The sequence below is a fragment of the Microcoleus sp. Pol7_B2 genome, from assembly GCF_036701035.1.
In the GTDB taxonomy this organism is placed as follows: Bacteria; Cyanobacteriota; Cyanobacteriia; order Cyanobacteriales; family Microcoleaceae; genus Microcoleus.
Genome location: NZ_JAUBQB010000085.1, coordinates 1 through 17,879 on the forward strand (window position 1 = coordinate 1; position 17,879 = coordinate 17,879).

The following is a 17,879-nucleotide window of genomic DNA, read 5'->3' on the forward strand; positions in this document are numbered from 1 at the left end:
TCTTGCACTTTATTCTCGATCACGCGCTCGAAACCTTTCGCGACGCAATATGCACTCGATTATTCAGCAAGCCCTACTTAAAGATGAAAATATGGACTGAATTTTGTCATGGTTATTAGTTTGAGTAAGATCCCTAGCATTTTTATAATAGATACTGGATATTGAGCCGGAGGAATGTTGAGAAGTTATTTTATTAAAAATGAAATGAAATGATTCAATCTTCCTGAGAATTTTCAATAAAGCTCTCAGTGTTAGATTCTGCTCTCTATACGCTCTAATAAGGGAGAGAACCATTGGCATTTGTTGCTTAACACTCAATATATTTAATGCTTCCAAACATTCTTTCAGCTCATTTTCTTCTGGAGTCCATGAATAATTATTTGGGCTTCTTATAGAAGCATAGTAATCAGCGTTTTGTTGAAATTCAATTAACAATGAGAAAGCTGCATCGGAATTAGAAATATGTTTTTTTATTTCACCGAATAACTTTTGTTCAGTAGTATCTGCATATTTTGAAAGCCAATGGTGGTGTAAAAATGATGTCATTGCATTTTCTATGCCATAGTCATCAAACTTGTCCAATATGTTGTTCCAGATAATTTTAGCGTTATCTAATGTTTTATTGGAAGACTGAACTTTTTTGAGTAATAGATTCTTCACTAAATCAGGTGTAGTTAGATCTTTACCTCTAGTATTTAGTGTTTCAAAAATTAAGTAAGCATCATCTTCATTATCTAACTGAATAAAAACCAGCTTCAGTGAGAGAATTTTATTTCTTATGGTTTTGAGGCGATCTATTATAGCAAGCCTACTTTCCTCCAATAACTCAATTTTGGCATCGTTTTCTTTCCATCCTGGAATAAAGGAAGAAAGCTTTTTGTTTATTAATTCAAAGGCATTTTTAAGTTTCAACTCTTCATGTCCTACTTTACACTTAACCTTTGCTCCTTCAAAGCTTTGGATATGAGCTTGTAAATATGGAAACGAAGTTTCAGAGTTAAGGATAAATTCATTTACATTATCTATAGTTGGTTTTTCAATAAAATTATGAACACCTATGGAGAGGTTTTCGTCACCAAGTATACGAAAAGCATTTCGTATAGCCGCGAGCATTAATGTAATGGTTGTTAATCTCTGTTGACCATCTACTATTCCAAAATTTCGTTTTTCTGTTTTATAAACAACCATTGATCCAATAAAATATTGATCGTGATCTTCAATAACAACATCATCCCAGAAATTGTTGACTTCCTCTTCACTCCAAGAATAAGGTCTTTGAAATCTTGGTATTTGGAAATAACCCATAGAAAAAATTTCTTGAACTTCTTTATCATTTGCCTCAATTTTCATTAGCGTTTTTTCCCTAAATCGCACTACATACTTTAGATGCCACCAGATTTGATATCTACTACACCCCCACTCTACCAGTTTAATAGCACCGGACTTGATATGAGTTGTTAGTTGTCATAACAAATGCCCAATGCCCAATGCCTAATTATCAAATTAAACTACCCGATAAACAAAACTCAGAGTTGCCCAAACATTCACATCCAAAGCCCAATCGTCCGTCGATATCCCCACTTTCTGCACCCCTGGAATGCTAGCGGCGTGCAAATCTTCGAGTACCGCCCGCGCCACATTTAAAGGATTCAACAACACTCGAATTGGCAGGGCATCCCTCGTTTGCTGCATTTCGGCTTCTATTGCAGCCAGAGTTTGAGCCAAGGGACTCTCACTAAATATAATCATAATTTCTGCAAGTCCGATCGGCCCAGATACCGCCCACCCGATCGCCCCAGCCGCCGGCACGGTCACATTCTCCCCAGGAGCGATCGCCCGCGACATAACCCCCACAGATTCTTTCCCCTCAGTGCCGAGCACTGACAGCCGTCCCGCGCTGTCCGAGCCAAACACCGCAAAATAAACCGGGCGATCGCTGTCGTTATACAATCTGTACCGAACTCGGCTGCCTTCTGGTAAACTTAATATATGAGCGCTTGCGGATTTCTCACTTTCCCCGCTCAGCGGTTCCAGCCGATAATCACCGCCGGGCCGCACTGGCTCTCGCTGCGCCACAGCCCGCGCTTGCGGTGCGAGAGTTGCCAGAACCGCCCGCACCTTCAGGCGCGAAGACCCCTCATTGACTGTCAGCCGCAGCAACTTCCCCGCCTGCAGCGCTTTCAAATGCGGAGTCAAGCGCTGCACCGCCACCTTGACTGCTTCTCCCCCGTCGCCCTGAGTATCGGGAATCAGCATTTGAGCCAAAGAAAACAAACCGTAACGGCTTTGAGGCAAAGCAGGCTCGTGAGGCGAGACTGTTTCGGCTAAAGTTGTTTCCGGGACTCTGCCGAACCGACAGTCAGCCAATTGCTCGCTGCCTACCGCCGAAACTTGCGGCACAGTCGCAAAGGCGCTGGTAGCGTCTACCCGCTCGATGCGTTCCAAACCCGAGTCCAAAGCTACTGTCAAACCGATGTTTCGCGGCAATACCCGAATTTCTTCCCTCACGAGTTCGCCGACTGTTAATTGACCGTCTGTTCGATCGAACCCGTCTACAACTTGGGCTTTAGCAGAGAGGCCCGTGCGTCCCCGCAGCAAAAGCCTCGCGCCCTCCGAAGAATCCACTGCAAACACAGAACCCCCGCAGCACTCCAAAACCCCCGGCGACAACCCGCCCAGCCACAACTGCACAGTTTTGCCCCCCTCTTCCACCGCCGTCACAGCGCCGTCAGATGCAGGGGAATTCAAGATTAAATTTGAAAAATTCACCGCCGGCGCGGTTGTTAAATCGTGATTGAGAATTTGCGGTTGCTGCGATAACCCCACCATTTGCTCGACATTACCAGCAGCGCGGCTGAAACTGACGCTGAAGCTGCTAGCGGGAGTTGCCCACCACAAAGTTTGGGTGAGGGCGTAGGTAAACAAACCTGCGGTAAATCCGTTCCACTCTTGTTCGGCGGCGAGTGCGGAATTCGCGCCCGCGGCAAGTAAGGCGGCGTCCGGACGGAGATTTGGGCCGGAGCCGAGGTCTTGGGCAAACGTTAATTCTGCGAGGCTAGGCTCGCCGATGGTGGGGCGGGGGCGGGAGCGAATGCGAAAGTTGCCGTTTTTGGGGAAACCCGGATAGGTGTAGCTGGTGTCGAGGATGGCGATCGCATTTTCTGTCGCGAGCGATCGCATCAACAGCAACAGCGTTTCCTCTAAAATATCGTTCACCGCCCGGTTTGCTAACAACGGCAAAACATCATCCGCCGGCACTAAACTGTTTTGCATTTTTCCGGGAGACTCGCCCAAACTGACTTGACTACCGCAGCCGCTAAAGTGAAAAACTACCACGTCACCGGGTTTTGCTTGTTGAGTCAAGTGAGTGACAAAAGCCGTCTCGATATTCTCCCTCGTAGCTTTAGCGTCAGTCAAAGTCAAAATGTCCGACGGCACAAACCCAAACCGATATATCAGGAGTTCCCGCTGCAATTCCACATCCGTAACGCAGCCGTGAAGGGGCGAATCTGGATATTTGTCAACGCCAACCAACAAAGCCAATTTCCTCGCTGTCGGCTGCGCTAAGGCTTGGAGGTAGCGATCGCCCAACGGCAGCCACAAAGCCTCGCTGATTCCGATGGCGGCCAGCACCCGGCCAGCTTGCTGCAAAAATTCCCGCCGCTTGAGTCCCATTTTTAAATAGCTTTGAATTTTAAGTTTTGAATTTTAAGTTAAATTCCCCTCAATAATTTTAGGGGAATTAATTAGATTGTGAGTGTTTAGTATTAAGGGAGTTTTTAAGTTTTAACTTTTGAGCTTTAAGTTAAAAATTTCCCATTTAAAACTCAAAACTCAAAATTAAAAACTATGCAGAATGTCGCCCCCACCAAAGTTCAAGATTTAAATCTCGTAATTGAAAATATTCATTGCCTTGGCTAATTCTGCGGCGACTTCCGGTCGGGAAAACTGCGGCGGCGGCAATTTTCCAGCGCGCAGCATTTCCCGAACTTTGGTTCCAGACAAATGCACCCGTTGTTCGGGAGTGCTGGGACTTGTTTTAGTTGTAGCCATTTGTTCCGTCAGTGTGCAATAGAAAGCGTGCTCGAATTTCATCGGCACAATTCCCAATTCTCCCGGCTCAAATTCATCAAAAATATGTTGGGCATCGTAAGTGCCGTAATAATCGCCAACTCCAGCGTGATCGCGCCCCACGATAAAGTGAGTGCAGCCGTAGTTTTTGCGGATTAAAGCATGAAAAATTGCTTCTCGCGGCCCGGCGTAGCGCATCGCCGCCGGATTAATTGCCAAAATTACGCGATCTTTTGGATAGTATTTTTCTAGCAGAATTTCGTAGCAGCGCATCCGCACGTCAGCGGCGATGTCGTCATCCTTAGTCGTCCCGACTAGCGGGTGCAAGAACAAGCCGTCTACTGTTTCTAAGGCGCATTTTTGAATGTATTCGTGTGCCCGGTGGATGGGGTTTCTGGTTTGGAAACCGACTATGGTTTTCCATCCTTTTTCTGTGAACAGCATTCTCGATTTCGCCGGGTCAATTTGGTATTGGGGAAAACGGACATCTAGTTCGCGTTCCAGCAGCCAAATGTCGCCTGCAAGGTTAACAGGTCCGGATTTGTCTACTACCTGGACACCCGGGTGTTTGAGGTCGTCGGTGCGGTAGACGTTGACGGCTTCTTCTTCTTTACTGTAGTGATATTTTTCTGCAAGTTCCAAGAGCCCGACAAATTTGCCCGCCGGTGAGTCGAGGCGCACTAAAGTTCCTGCTTTCAGGGGGGCGGCGACTTCTTCTGTTACCGAGAGGGTGATGGGAACCGACCAAGGGAGGCCGTTGGAGAGGCGCATTTGTTTAACGACCGATCGATAATCAGCTTCGTTCATGAACCCTTTGAGGGGACTCAGGGCGCCGATGGCGATCATTTGCAGGTCGGAGATCGATCGATCTGAAAGCTGGACTCGCGGCAGGGACTCTGCTTTGTCGAAAAATTCTTGTCTTTGGTCTAGTGTGGCAATGCGGTTGACCAGGATGCCGCCGTGAGGGGCAATGCGGTCTGAATGCTGGCTCATGTCGATTCGGGATTTTAGATTTAAGATGTTGGACTTTAGCTGCCAGACTATATCGTACCAAAGTATTGTTACCATTAATTAACTTTCCTACCAAAAGCCGGCGCACATAGTTGTGATTTTTGCTATTAACCTTAATTTATTTCGCCACTCATGACAGTTTATAATTTATTAGTAAAATGATAAATTCATGATGAAAAAAGCATTCATAATTGATTTTTTTCAAAACTTAAAGTATTCTAACATCCTAAATTCTGACCTTTTAGTCAGCTATTTCGGCGCCGAAATAGCTGAATTTAGCGAACAACCAATAACTCGCAACTTCTCTTGTCGGTATTACGCCCTATAAGCAGTCCATTTTGTGGATTCTCAACTCCCCAAAAATAGCTTATTTGAAAATTTTAATTATGCTCAGGACTTACGCATAAACACCATATATAGCGTTTATGAGGCTCCTAAACTACAAGCCGCTAAAGGGTGATTGCCCCGCCTGCTATAATCCAAAACAATCTGGACCCTAACTGACTAAAAATACGATATGCTGTCTTGAAAGCCACTTAAACTAAAGTCATAGCAATCGAAGGATTGCGAAGTTCTTCGGTTAAATAATTACCGAGTAAGTTGTACTTAATTTGATAAACAGTCTGGTGAGTTGGCCGCGCTAAATGCTTCAACCTTACCCAGACTAAAATAGCACAGCTAATATGATTTCTTTGAATCCGAGCTTTTCGACATTGACACTTGTCAATTCCCGTTAACTGTTTAATTTCTCGATGAAACTCCTCAACCTTCCATCTCAGGCCACACTCTTTTTGTACAACCTCAGTAGAATCTTGAGCTTTATCGTTTGTGGCAATAAAGTCCGTGCGGTCGGTAGAGACCTCTACCCGGAATAATTCCAATTTTTTATTTTGAGAAAAATTTTTAATTTTGATTAATTTCCCGCTTTTTAATTCTTCTTTACTCCAACTTAGATTTTCTATCCTTTGATAAGGGTTGACTCCATCAGTATCATCTACCAGCCGATTTTTTTTTAGCGGACAACAGTAGATTTTTCCTAGTTCGTCTATGAATTTCATTAAATCTGAGGTGGCATACCAAGCATCCATTAAGACCGTGCTAAAGGGAATTTATTTATGATATTTTAAATTATTCAGCAGATACTTAACATGATCCAGCTTAGACTTTCCATCCGATTCTGGAGCGTAAATCCGGTAATCAATTATCCAAAACTCCTGAGTTTCTCGATTCACCTATACACAGTTAACTAGCCCAATGCCCTCGATAACTCGATGTTCATTACCACTATATTGGCGATGAGAAATTTCGATTTCTTTAGAATAACTTTTATCTAAAACTGTATCATCAAAAATTACGGCAGCTTTTTCAGATATCAAGACAAAGGTTTTTTACATTTTCCCAGATTAGGTGAGGAGTTAATTTTTCCCTCCTTAAATAACGATTTATCGTATAATGGCTGCACTTTTTTAAGTGGTCCGCTAGATTGGTAATTGTATAATTAACCTGACTGCGATCGTAAATATTGGCAATAGTCTAGCTTGGTAAATCCCCTACAGCTTACCCCTTTTTTCTGCCTCCACTATAAAATAATTTCTCTAAAAAATCTATTGACTCTACCTCTCTTAGAATTGAAATTTCTCATGTAAAACTCAAGATAGTTAATTTTATATTATCGCTCTATCCAAGGGGTATTTCTCAACCCGGTACGCTATATCTAGTGGTCGTGCGTAAGTCCTGAATAGAAAAAACTAAGTGGTCTCTACTCCGTTCCGCTTTCAAGCGCGAACAAAGTATTGCCAATTAGGGCGGTAAATAAATCGACGGCAAAGTCGATCGGAATCCTCTTCAAATCTATCACTTTTATTTCTCTACAATCAGATCGGGCATGGCAATCAAGCAATTTAGTCCCGGGCCCCCCAGATTCATTCCTTCGCAGACTCAGGACAGGAGTAATTATCCCATCCCAAATCCCAAATCCCAAATCTAAAATCGGCTGACCATTTTTTCATGAATCACCTTCATCTGTGACAGTTCTTGCCGCAGTCCCTGCGGTAGAGGAATTTTCACAGCTTCCAGCATACTTTGAATCCGATGTCTCCAATCGTGACGGGCTAAACTTTCAACATAGTTGCGTTTGTATATAGAATTAAGCCTCCCCTCGTCCTGTAAAAGTTCATTAATGAATTCAACACTTTTGTGCGGGTCATCGGGCAACTCAATAGTAGCATCTTCCCAATTCATCAACTCATCCATTAGATGTGTAGTTGGACGCTTCCCAACTATCGCACCGCCAGTCGCAGCACCATAAAACCAACGCAGTGTAATAAACGAGTAAGGAAACCGACGCATACCAGGATAGAGCGTGTCAAATGCCAAGGTGAGTTTGCTATGTCTGAGAATGTGAAATAGCAGCAGAGTATCTGGCTCGTCTCTACGCATTTCGTAAGGCAATTTCGGAAATTCCTCTGCTGTTCTGGGCGTAGATTTATAGTAAATTTGTTCGGAACCAGGTTGATTGAATTTATTGAGAAACACAGTGTCATACTGTGAAGGTATCCGCCCGAAGCTTGTTAAATCTATTGAACGCTTGAGTTGACACGAACCCTGAGCGAGAACATCAGCAGCAAAAGGCATCAGCGATACTGGTATACCAAAACGTTTTTTCAGTTCATCTATAATTTCTGGAAGTGCAACGAATAAATGATCTAAATGATAGACATTTTTTGAATAAATTTCCGGTGCCCAAGAATCGAAAATATAAGCGACGACAACATCAAAACGCTCCCTCCACTTAGGTATACTTGAGAGTAGTTCCAGATCGCCTCCTGATAGACCAATCATCAGTAAAACATTGGGTTTGTCCGACAATTGAGGTAAAAGTGGTAAATTATATAAACCTGTAGTAGACTTAACGGCTTTAAGGACTATTCGAGCAGCTAGCGGATAAAGTGTGGATGACCACTGGACTACCTCGCGGGCAGATGGTACCAAAAGTTGTGCGTTACAGGTTCGTACAACAATATTTTCTAATTCAAAAACAGGATCCCAGGATACATTTGAGACTAAAGCCCGTGAAGAAAGTACAAAAATATTCATAGCTCGATTTTAATTTTATTAAATGATCCCGCACATTATACCAAAGAGGAGGGGACTAGGGTAAATTCAATAGTCCTGGACGCAACAGTCCTATGGATAGAGGCAACCACGGAGGGATTGCCCCTACAAAAAGCTATATGTAGAGGCTTTGCGTAAGTCCTGTTTAATTAAATTTGAAATGCCAATTCCCCTGAATCTACTTCCCAATTTACCTAGCTACTAGCTAGCAAATCTAGCCGATCGCACTTATGGCAGCACTTGGAGTGGGTAAATTTATCCCTAATCAAAAAAAACAATAACACATCTATGGTTTCACTGTCAATATTGATGATGATTTTTTAACAATATCTATTTTGCCGCTGAGTCCTGCTCACCTCTAAAAAGAGCGGGTTGATAAATGCTAAAGTCCCTAGGATTTATAAACCTTTTCCTTCTTCCTCTTTCCCCTTCCCCTCCCCCTTCTTGAGACTAAACATTTAACCATTCAAGGAGTACCCTGGGGGCTGGCAACAAAATCATTAACAAAAGCCCGATCGCCATTAGCCCCAAAAAATCCCGCCGGTCGTCCAATTCGCTAACATCATTCAGTGCTGGTTCGTCGTTTAGTGGCGTGAAAAACAAAATAATCGCCCACAGCAGCAAACCCTGTTCCAAAAAAGAAAGCAGCAACATACAAAGTCTAGCAAATTGCCCGATCGCCATACTCGCTCGCTGGCCGAACATCGCGTGTACGATGTGCCCGCCGTCGAGTTGTCCCACTGGCATCAAATTAAACGCCGTCACGATCAAACCTAAATAACCCGCCACCGCTACCGGATGCAAATTGATCGCAGTTTCCGCATTCAAAGCACCGCCCAAGGTTAACTTGCTCAAGAGAGTCATCAGCAGCGAAAAATTCGGTTTGAAAGACTCAAAATTTAACATTCCAGACTTGTCTGACAGCGGTACAAGAGTCGAATGATCCAAACCCCAAATTAATAATGGCACTGCCGCAACTAAACCCGCCAGGGGCCCGGCAATACTAACATCAAATAAAGCTCGGCGGTTGGGAATTGGACTCCGTATTTGAATAAATGCCCCAAAAGTTCCCAAGAAAAAAGGAATCGGAATAAAATAAGGCAAAGTCGTGCGAATTTGGTAAAATCTGGCAGCTAAATAGTGACCTAATTCGTGAATTCCCAAAAATGTAATTAGAGCCAGCGAGTAAGACAAACCCTGCAGCAACATTGATGGGTTGGACTGCAAAGCTTGTTCAGTAACTCCGGCAAGTCGCGCTCCCACAAGCGTAGTCGTAAACACCGTGATCAGCAGCAAAGCTAATGCGAAAAATGGCCGGGTTACAGATTCGGTTTTGACAGGAGTTTCCCCTGATTGGTGGCTGGGATTAGGAACTATAGCAAAAAAAGGTTGACCGCTCAAGCTGTTTTGAAATACTACTAAAAAGCGATCGCCAAAAAGCCTCTCCACATTCTCCCGAATCGCCTGATAAGCAGCCTCGGGGTTCGTCCGCAACTGTCCGCGACAAATTACAGCCTGCGGCCGAAATTCCAAATCTCGCAAAAAGTAAATTGACCAAGGAAAACAATCGCGCAAACTCGCTTCTTCTTCTTGATTGATCGGGCGCACGGGCGGTTTTGGCTTTACAGGTTCAGTCGCAGAGTCTGCTACCTGCTCAACAGTTTCGGCGGTAATTCTCTTGCGCCCCAACTGTACCAAAAACCAATACAAAAAAGGGCAAACCAGAAAAGGTATAATTACCAACTCCGGCGGTACAGTTTTGCTGGTGCCGTAAACTAAAATCCAACCACTCCAAATCAGGGCGGGCGCCATCATTACCAGCCACAGCAGCCATACCGGAGTTCGGGTGATGCGGCTAGTGCCGTTCTGCAACAAGAAGTACGATATCAGCCCCAATACGAACAACCATAGTAAAAAGAACATAATATTTATCCCATTCCCTTCTGAAATACTTCCTTGAAACAACAGAGTTTAGTCTCCAAACAACCCAGGCCCGTGCTCGACAATATCCTTGCTTTCCCGCCTAACCGGGATACCCTGGGTGCAACAGCCTATTTCATTGTAGAAAACCAAACTAACATCCTGGTGGATTGTCCCGCTTGGGATGAGATTAACCAAACATTTTTGCGGGAACACGGCGGCGTGCGACTGCTGTTTCTGACCCACCGTGGCGCTATCGCCAGGGCGCGGGAGATTCAGGAAGCCACGGGCTGCGAGATCCTGATTCAAGAGCAGGAAGCTTATTTACTGCCGGGTTTGAAGGTGACGGTTTTTGAGCGAGAATTTGTTTTGAGCGATCGAATGAAAGCATTTTGGACTCCTGGTCATTCTCCTGGTTCCTCTTGCCTTTATCATAGTGGCAGCGGTGGAGTGTTGTTTTCGGGCAGGCACTTGCTCCCCAACCGAGAAGCCGCCCCAGTACCGCTGTGGACGCCAAAAACTTTTCACTGGCCCAGGCAAATTAACAGCGTGAAGTCAATTATCGATCGATTTTCACCGGAAACTTTACAGTATATTTGTCCCGGTGCAAATACTGGTTTTTTGCGGGGAAAAGGATCGATCGATCGAGCTTTTGAGCAATTAGCCAATCTGGATTTAGCTGTTTGTTTGCAGTCAAAAGCTGAACCCTAAATGTATGCTGCAACATCAAAAAATGAACTGACGCGCTAATTATAGCGGTAAGGTGCGCCCTTACGCACCCTACATTATTCTTCAATCTCTTAAAGAGGAAGTTCGTTGGTGAAGTAGCGGTTTCAACCGCCGATTCTTACCTTGGAAAAAACTGTGGAAAAAACCGAAAAACAAAAAATGCTCGCCGGCGAATTGTATTTAGCTGCTGATGAGCAATTAATTTTAGAGCGCCAGCGAGCCCGCCGCCTCGCCAGAACCTACAATTCTACCCGCGAAGATGAACCAGACAAACGGTTAGAAATTCTCGCAGAATTGTTCGGTGCAGTTGGGCCAAAAGTTGAAATCGAGCCACCTTTCTACTGCGACTACGGCAGTAATATTTATGCGGGAAACGGATTGTACATGAATTTTGGTTGCGTGATTCTCGACTGCAATCGAGTTAACATTGGCGAAAATTTACTGTGTGGGCCCAACGTACAAATTTACACCGCTCTTCACCCCACAGACCCGGAAATAAGGCTTTCTGGCCAAGAACTCGCCGCTGAAATTAATATTGGCAATAATGTTTGGATTGGCGGCGGCAGTATTATTTGTCCAGGAGTCACTATTGGCGACAATAGCACGATCGGCGCAGGCAGTGTTGTTGTCAAAGATATTCCCGCAAACGTCGTGGCGGCGGGGAATCCTTGCCGAATCATCCGGCATCTACCTTGATGTGGTACGATCGACACACTCGTGCGATCGGCTCTTTGGAGCTTAAGCCAAAAATTTTAGCTATTAGAACAGCCGGTTTGAGATTTTTTAGGTAAAATCCCCAAAAAAAACGCTGGAGAAAATCTAAAATCTCAAATCTAAAATCGCTTAATTTCTCGTTCCTGGTTTCCACACTACCAAGCTTTTCTTATGACGACTGCAACAGTTTATCCCAACGCTCCCGATCTCTGCACCGACGACTACATAGCAGTCGGTGTAGCTACCTGCTTCATCAAAGAAGAAGGCGAAGTTTTTGAAGTGCAAGTAATCGAAGCTATTCCCTCAGCAGCTTTGGAAGCAATTTTGAAGGGAATTCCCACATCTTATTTAATGATTTGCGGGACGACTTTGGGAGCAGTGCTCGACGGCGAAACACCCAAAATGTTGCCAGAATTCCCGACATCAGCTCAGTTTAGCGAAGAATTTGCCTTTCGGGCGATCGCTGCTGCCCGCACTTACAAAATCCGCCCCCAAGCTCAACTTCACATTCCCTTGGGAACAGTTCGCAACGACTTTACTTATTCCTTAGAACGCAAAAGAGTGCTCAACTCCGAGCGCGTCATTCGCACGGAAGACAATGTGAAACAGCACGAACACACTCACAAGGTTCTTTAAACAAATCCCGCAACTGGGGCAATTTAACAGTGCCTCAGCCAGCGGATGCACCGAAAATACTTTTGATTGTTGAGATATAAATTAAAAAATTAACAAGTTTTTCCCTCATTAATAATGAACGAAAAACTTTTAATATTTCGTTATTAAGCAATACTGCGGACAGTTTTTGATTACCAAGTAACTGTATAATAAGGGTTTCAAGACAATTCGGAAATAGAACTATCAACGGAATATCTAGGGTTTCAGAGTAGGAAATAAAAGCAGTCTGGACTATTGATTAAGACACACACCAAACATCTCAACCTAAAAATTCTACTGTTCACATCACCTAAATAACATCAATTATTAACGACTGTAAAAAAGAATTAAGTAGTTGATGATTTTTTTTAAGTCAGCAAAAATGTGGTATGATATTATTCCTGTTTAACAAAGTGATATCAAATCGGTAGCCTCGGAATTAATATTACCCACCGCTTTCGACACGGCAGTGCCGTGTCCCTACAATTAATCTGGGTATGGAAACGGCACTGCCGTGTCCTTTATATCATAAGGAGTGCAACCGGAAACGATAGGAGCCGCTCGGGGGAAAAAATTAAAAAATCCCCGCGATTATTGAATGCTAGTAGTTTAATACTACTGGCCGGCGGGCGAGTAGATCGTAGGTGAGCTAAGGATTTCAATCTCACAAATTGGTCAAACCATGCGAAGCTTTGCGAGAGTAAAGTGGTGGAAATTAACTCGACTATTGCCAGCGGGATTAAAGGGCGAATACCATCTTGGGTACCAAACTGCGCTCTTAATTTTGGGGGTCACAATTCTGGCAGCTAGCATTACTGGTTGTATCAGCTATCAAAGTGTTCGTCGCTTGATTATCACCAAAAGCGAGCGAAATGCTTTGTTAGAAGTTAGGGAGCGGGCCAACAATATCGATCGCTGGCCCGGCACTAGAAAGGCTGAGATCGAAATCCTCGCCTACACTCCTCCCGTTCGTTCGATGAATTGGTCAGTTGCAGAGCCTTATTTAAAATCCGAAGTAAATCGACTGCAAGAATTCCAGCACTTCGCATTAATAGATCCCGACGGTTCTTATTTCACCACAAAAGTGGGCAGAGCGTTGATTAATGTGAGCGACCGCCAACATTTTAAAAAGGCAATGGCTGGAGAAGTCTATGTTTCCGATCCTACCATTTCTCGCACGCTCAAAGGACAAAGTATTGTTTCCATTTCGGCTCCGGTGTGGTCAAGTTCGGCAAATTCTCTTGATAAAAAAGCACAAAAGCCGATCGGAGTAATGAACGGCGTCATTAGCATCGACCGAATTGCCCAAGTAGTAGGAAAGCTAGAATATGGGACAGGAACTTACGCTTTTGTTCTCAATTCTCAAGGAGTGCCGATTGTGCATCCCGACGCTCGGTTAATGGGAAATATCGACAAGCCGGCTCCGACTCTTTTAGAGTCCGCAGATGCTAATTTGGCGAATGTAGCCCGGGAGATGGTTTATCAAAAAACGGGCATTGTGCTGACTAAAATCAACGACGCCAGAGTTTATGTTGCCTATCTTCCTTTAGAACAAGCTGAATGGTCGATCGCCCTCGTAATTCCCCGCGACAATCTCGAAAAAGAACTTTTTCCTTTCAAGATACTAGCAGTAACCGCCGGCGTACTTGTCGCCGCAGCTATTTTCGCAGCAATTGTGGCGCTCAAGCTGTTTGCCCTAAATTGCATTCGCAGTCGCACAGAAGGCCTTCTCCACCGCTTGACCGGCCGCATTCGCGCTTGCTTGCACCTCGATCGCATCCTCCAAACTACAGTAGACGAACTCGGTACTTTACTGAAGCTCGATCGAGCAATTTTCGCATGGTACGATCCCCGACAAGATACTTTAGAATTTGGCTGGGAATATTGCCGGGAAGGTTTGCCGGGGCGCTTGGGAATCTTTGGTGTTGCAGGAGGGCCCTCTGGAGATTTAGCTGCACGGCTTCACCGCTGCGAAACGATACTGCTACATAAAACCGCCGCCCCGGATGCCACAGCGTCTGAGGAACTCGCCCATCTCGAACTCACAAATAGTCACTACGCAGCAGTACCTGTACTAACTCAGAATCATCGGCTGGGATATCTGTTCGCCTGTGCAAACCGGCGGTTTGCGACTCCCGACGAGGTGGAAGTTTTGGAAGCAATTGCCGACTCGCTGGCGATCGCAATTTCCCAATCCCAACTCCACGGGCAAATTCAAGAAGAACTCAAACTTTTGGAAGAAGTATTAGCCAAACTAAGAATCACCGAAGAGCATTTAGTACAAAGTGAAAAAATTACAATGGTGGGTCAACTAGCCGCCGAAGTCGCCCAGGAAATTAATAACCCGATTAACTTTATTTACGGCCGCCTGATTCATCTCAACGATTATATCAAAGATTTGCTTAGTATAATTCGCCTGTATCGCGAACAATATCCCGAACCTGTGCCGCGAATTGCCAAAAAAATAGAGACTTGCGACCTAGATTTTATCAGCCAAGAGTTGCCGCAAATCCTCAATTTTTTGAAAATAGGAGCCGATGGCATTCGCCAGATAATCCTGGCTTTGAGGAAATTTTCACTTCCTGACGAAGCCAACAAAGAACACGCCAACGTTAATGACAGCATCGACAATATTTTGCTGTTGCTGGCTCACAGACTGGAGCAAAAAATATTAGTAGTCAAGGAGTACAACAACCTGCCGCCAATTATGTGTTATTCCGGTCAACTGATCCTGGTATTCGCGGGTCTCATTATCAATGCTATAGATGCAGTTAAAAGTATTGACAACTCTGCTCAAATTATTACAATCAAAACCGATATTGTCGAGGAATATACAGGCAGATTTATTGTTGTATCGATCGCCCACAATGGCTCTATAATTCCGCCGGAAATTCAACCCAGAATGTTTGAGCAGTTTTGCCCTACTAAATCATTTAAAAATTTTACAGGGTTGGAGCTATCGGTGTGCTATAAAATTATTGTAGAATTGCACAGCGGCAGGCTGACAGTTGAATCTCCGGTTCAATCTCAAATTAAATCTCAAACTGGGGGCGGTGCTGAGTTTAGGGTAAAATTGCCGATCTTTTGATATCGCATTTTGCCGCCAGGGAAACCCGTCGCAAATCTTGCCAGCAAGCGGCGCGAAAAGCTTAATTGCGGTTTGTAGTGAGGACTTGAGTCGTGATCAAACAGAGGGCTGAAGTCCTCACTACAAACCTAACGATCGTTTGTTAACCCAAACTGCTATGATAGGATTAGGGAAATAATAAAGGTGCAACCACAGCAAACAACCAACCTCCCATTACCAAGACTTCCGCAACAATTAATAAAATATTTTTGTTCATTTTCAAATTAAGCATTTTCACATTAAGAGCGATCGACCAAAGAGCGAATTTTCTTCCACCAAGCCGCCGGCGAATCTTCCGGGCGATATGCGGCATCAAACATCGACAAAATTAGCGGCAAACCCCCCACCTTCGCACTCATCAACAAGTGCATTGCCAGACAAAATACCAATACCACCCAACCAGAAACGTGTAAATAATACCAAACCTGCGTCAATTCCCCAGCCGGCAGCCATTCTTCCTTAACCATACTGCCAGAAGCGATCGCCCAAGTCAGTGCCAGCAACATCAACGTATTCACAATCCGGTGCAAACTGTACCACCAAATCGGTTTTCCCAACTGCGTTAGTTTCCCAAAAGAATCCGGCTGCACCAAGCGTTTTTGACCTGGGTGGAAACTGTACAATGCAAAAGCCGGCATTATTCCTAACAGCAACATCTTGCCAAAAGTGCCGTGAATCCCGATAATATCTGCAATCTGAGGCACGGGGACTTTGCCAAACCGCCCATCGTAGGTGTTGTAAACCAGAAATGCGCTCAAAATTGCTAAAAGAGCGATCGCAGCGTTAACCCCATGCAGTAATCTCAGCAGCAATGGCTGGTAGGGTCTAGATGGCGGCATAGTCAATTCTGCTACTTGATAAATAAATCTTTTACACAATACAGCTAAGCGCTGATTTTTTCAACTCTCGCCAATTTTGAAATAAATGTGAGTCAAAAATGAATAGATTATGATAAAAACGAAATTATATCAAAATTTAGTGTAAACTAAAACAGTCAAGAGGAACACTTTATTTATAACACCTAACACTTTACAAAAATGGATGCAGCCACTACCATATTACTTTCCTTGGGACTAGCAGCAGATGCTTTTGCTGTCGCTGTTTCGAGCGGTTTAGCAATCAAACACATGAAAGTCAATAAAGCTTTAAAAATTGCCTTATTTTTCGGAGGTTTTCAAGCTTTAATGCCCGTAATAGGATGGTTGATAGGTCTTAGCTTTAGTTTTTTGATAACACCGATCGACCATTGGATAGCTTTTGGGCTTTTGAGTTTCATTGGCGGGAGAATGATTTACGAATCGCTGCAAAGCGAAGAATGCGAGAAAAAGTTCAATCCCTTAGATACAGGGACTTTAATAACGCTGTCGGTGGCGACGAGTATCGATGCCCTCGCAGTTGGCCTCGGATTTGCTGTCCTGAAAGATTCTATTGCTCCTGCGGTGACTGCGATCGGATTTATTACTTTCTTTTTAGCCTTTGCAGGCGTGTTTATCGGGCACAAGTGCGGCAACTTGTTTGCTAATAAAATTGAGATATTGGGCGGAGCAATTTTGATTTTTATTGGCAGCAGAATCTTGTTTATGCACTTGACAGAAATGCCATTAGTTATCGGTAATTAGTAATTAGTCAGTAGTCAGTAGTCATTAGTCGAACATTGACATCAGAGTCTTTGGTGACTCCAATTCCCAATTCCCAAAAAATGCTATAACAGCAATATTGCGTTAAAGGATAAAAATTCCGTGCTGAAACTTTACGGCGGAGCCCGCAGCAGGGCCTCAATTGTCAAGTGGTATCTAGAAGAAATAGGAGTTCCCTACGAATTCGTCATGCTGGATATGCAAGCAGGGGAACACTTGCAGCCAGAGTATCTCGAAATTAACCCGATCGGCAAAGTACCGGCAATTGTTGACGGAGATTTTAAACTTTGGGAATCCGGCGCAATTCTGCTGTATTTAGCTCAAAAATATGGTAAAATGCCAGACAATTTGGAGCAGCAAGCTCAAATCGTGCAGTGGATCACGTTTGCTAACGCCACCCTGGGGCCGGGAATATTTACAGAAGCAAGTCGCGATCGCGAAACTCCCAAGTTGTTAAAACCGTTAAATGAAATCTTCGAGAAACAGCCATTTTTAATGGGTGATGAATTTGGCGTCGCCGACGCAGCAGTCGGGTCAATGTTGGCCTACATTCCCATGATGCTAAAACTAGACCTCAGTGCTTATCCGGCCGTTGTAGATTACATCAAGCGGATCACAGAAAGACCGGCTTTCAAAAGTGCGATCGGCGGTAGCTGAAGGCAGAAAGAAGAACGAAACAAAACTTAATACCTAAAAGCAGGGGCAATTTGTGAATTGCCCCTGCTTTTGATGAAATCAAACTTATCTAAATCCGACAGCCGCCTGCCAAACAAAAGCCAGCAGCAAGAAAAATACGGGAATGACCGGCAAAACATTAACCAAAGGCTCAAAAATCGAATAAGCTTCGGGCAGTTTTGCTAAGAGTAATGCAGCTTCCATGAATCAACCTACCTATCCAACAG

The 17,879-nt window shown here is 44.3% G+C and carries 13 protein-coding genes and 1 pseudogene; 6 read left to right on the plus strand and 8 right to left on the minus strand.

The features are described 5' to 3' along the window. Positions 1 to 63: 63 nt before the first annotated feature. The 6 genes and pseudogenes from QUA57_RS23970 to QUA57_RS23995 form a co-directional block, all read right to left on the minus strand. The gene (locus QUA57_RS23970) at positions 64 to 1,350 is read right to left on the minus strand and encodes a DUF262 domain-containing protein (RefSeq protein ID WP_333064020.1); all 1,287 of its coding nucleotides are present in this window, start codon (positions 1,348 to 1,350) and stop codon (positions 64 to 66) included. Between the two features lie 153 nt (positions 1,351 to 1,503). After that, the gene (locus tag QUA57_RS23975) at positions 1,504 to 3,675 is read right to left on the minus strand and encodes a caspase family protein (RefSeq protein ID WP_333064021.1); all 2,172 of its coding nucleotides are present in this window, start codon (positions 3,673 to 3,675) and stop codon (positions 1,504 to 1,506) included. Positions 3,676 to 3,882: 207 nt separating this feature from the next. Continuing rightward, on the minus strand, positions 3,883 to 5,064 hold the full coding sequence (gene sat, locus QUA57_RS23980) for a sulfate adenylyltransferase (protein WP_333036400.1): 1,182 nt from the start codon (positions 5,062 to 5,064) through the stop codon (positions 3,883 to 3,885). 554 nt (positions 5,065 to 5,618) lie between these two features. After that, positions 5,619 to 6,628, minus strand: a pseudogene (locus QUA57_RS23985) (IS701 family transposase); the annotation flags it as partial. A 437-nt stretch (positions 6,629 to 7,065) separates the two neighbouring features. Then, complete coding sequence (locus QUA57_RS23990; RefSeq protein ID WP_333064022.1) at positions 7,066 to 8,178, minus strand: glycosyltransferase; 1,113 nt, start codon at positions 8,176 to 8,178, stop codon at positions 7,066 to 7,068. Positions 8,179 to 8,646: 468 nt separating this feature from the next. Then, entirely contained in the window at positions 8,647 to 10,119 is a 1,473-nt protein-coding gene (locus tag QUA57_RS23995; RefSeq protein WP_333064023.1) for a site-2 protease family protein, read from the minus strand. 33 nt (positions 10,120 to 10,152) lie between these two features. Here QUA57_RS23995 and QUA57_RS24000 point away from each other — a divergent pair, with 33 nt between their 5' ends. From QUA57_RS24000 to QUA57_RS24015, 4 genes are all read left to right on the plus strand, one after another. Further along, positions 10,153 to 10,827 carry an MBL fold metallo-hydrolase gene (locus QUA57_RS24000; protein ID WP_333064025.1) on the plus strand — a complete coding sequence of 225 codons (675 nt, stop codon included), beginning with the start codon at positions 10,153 to 10,155 and terminating at the stop codon, positions 10,825 to 10,827. A gap of 153 nt (positions 10,828 to 10,980) precedes the next feature. Next, positions 10,981 to 11,541, plus strand: a complete 561-nt coding sequence (locus QUA57_RS24005) for a sugar O-acetyltransferase (RefSeq protein ID WP_333064026.1) — start codon at positions 10,981 to 10,983, stop codon at positions 11,539 to 11,541. Positions 11,542 to 11,730: 189 nt separating this feature from the next. Next, positions 11,731 to 12,195 carry a hypothetical protein gene (locus QUA57_RS24010; protein WP_333064027.1) on the plus strand — a complete coding sequence of 155 codons (465 nt, stop codon included), beginning with the start codon at positions 11,731 to 11,733 and terminating at the stop codon, positions 12,193 to 12,195. Between the two features lie 802 nt (positions 12,196 to 12,997). Next, positions 12,998 to 15,301, plus strand: a complete 2,304-nt coding sequence (locus QUA57_RS24015) for a cache domain-containing protein (RefSeq protein WP_333064029.1) — start codon at positions 12,998 to 13,000, stop codon at positions 15,299 to 15,301. 278 nt (positions 15,302 to 15,579) lie between these two features. On the opposite strand, the gene QUA57_RS24020 is transcribed toward QUA57_RS24015, so the two are convergent. Further along, positions 15,580 to 16,179: a cytochrome b/b6 domain-containing protein gene (locus tag QUA57_RS24020; protein WP_333064031.1), complete on the minus strand. Its 600-nt coding sequence runs from the start codon at positions 16,177 to 16,179 to the stop codon at positions 15,580 to 15,582. Between the two features lie 198 nt (positions 16,180 to 16,377). Between QUA57_RS24020 and QUA57_RS24025 the strand changes: the two genes are divergently transcribed. Both QUA57_RS24025 and QUA57_RS24030 read left to right on the plus strand, forming a co-directional pair. Next, positions 16,378 to 16,959 (plus strand): manganese efflux pump MntP family protein, encoded by a 582-nt coding sequence (locus tag QUA57_RS24025; RefSeq protein ID WP_333064032.1) that lies wholly within the window; start codon positions 16,378 to 16,380, stop codon positions 16,957 to 16,959. Positions 16,960 to 17,079: 120 nt separating this feature from the next. Continuing rightward, positions 17,080 to 17,634 carry a glutathione S-transferase family protein gene (locus QUA57_RS24030; RefSeq protein ID WP_333064033.1) on the plus strand — a complete coding sequence of 185 codons (555 nt, stop codon included), beginning with the start codon at positions 17,080 to 17,082 and terminating at the stop codon, positions 17,632 to 17,634. 84 nt (positions 17,635 to 17,718) lie between these two features. On the opposite strand, the gene QUA57_RS24035 is transcribed toward QUA57_RS24030, so the two are convergent. Then, a complete protein-coding gene (locus tag QUA57_RS24035; RefSeq protein WP_006634808.1) occupies positions 17,719 to 17,856 on the minus strand; it encodes a photosystem II reaction center protein K in 138 nt (45 codons plus the stop codon). Positions 17,857 to 17,879 lie beyond the last annotated feature (23 nt).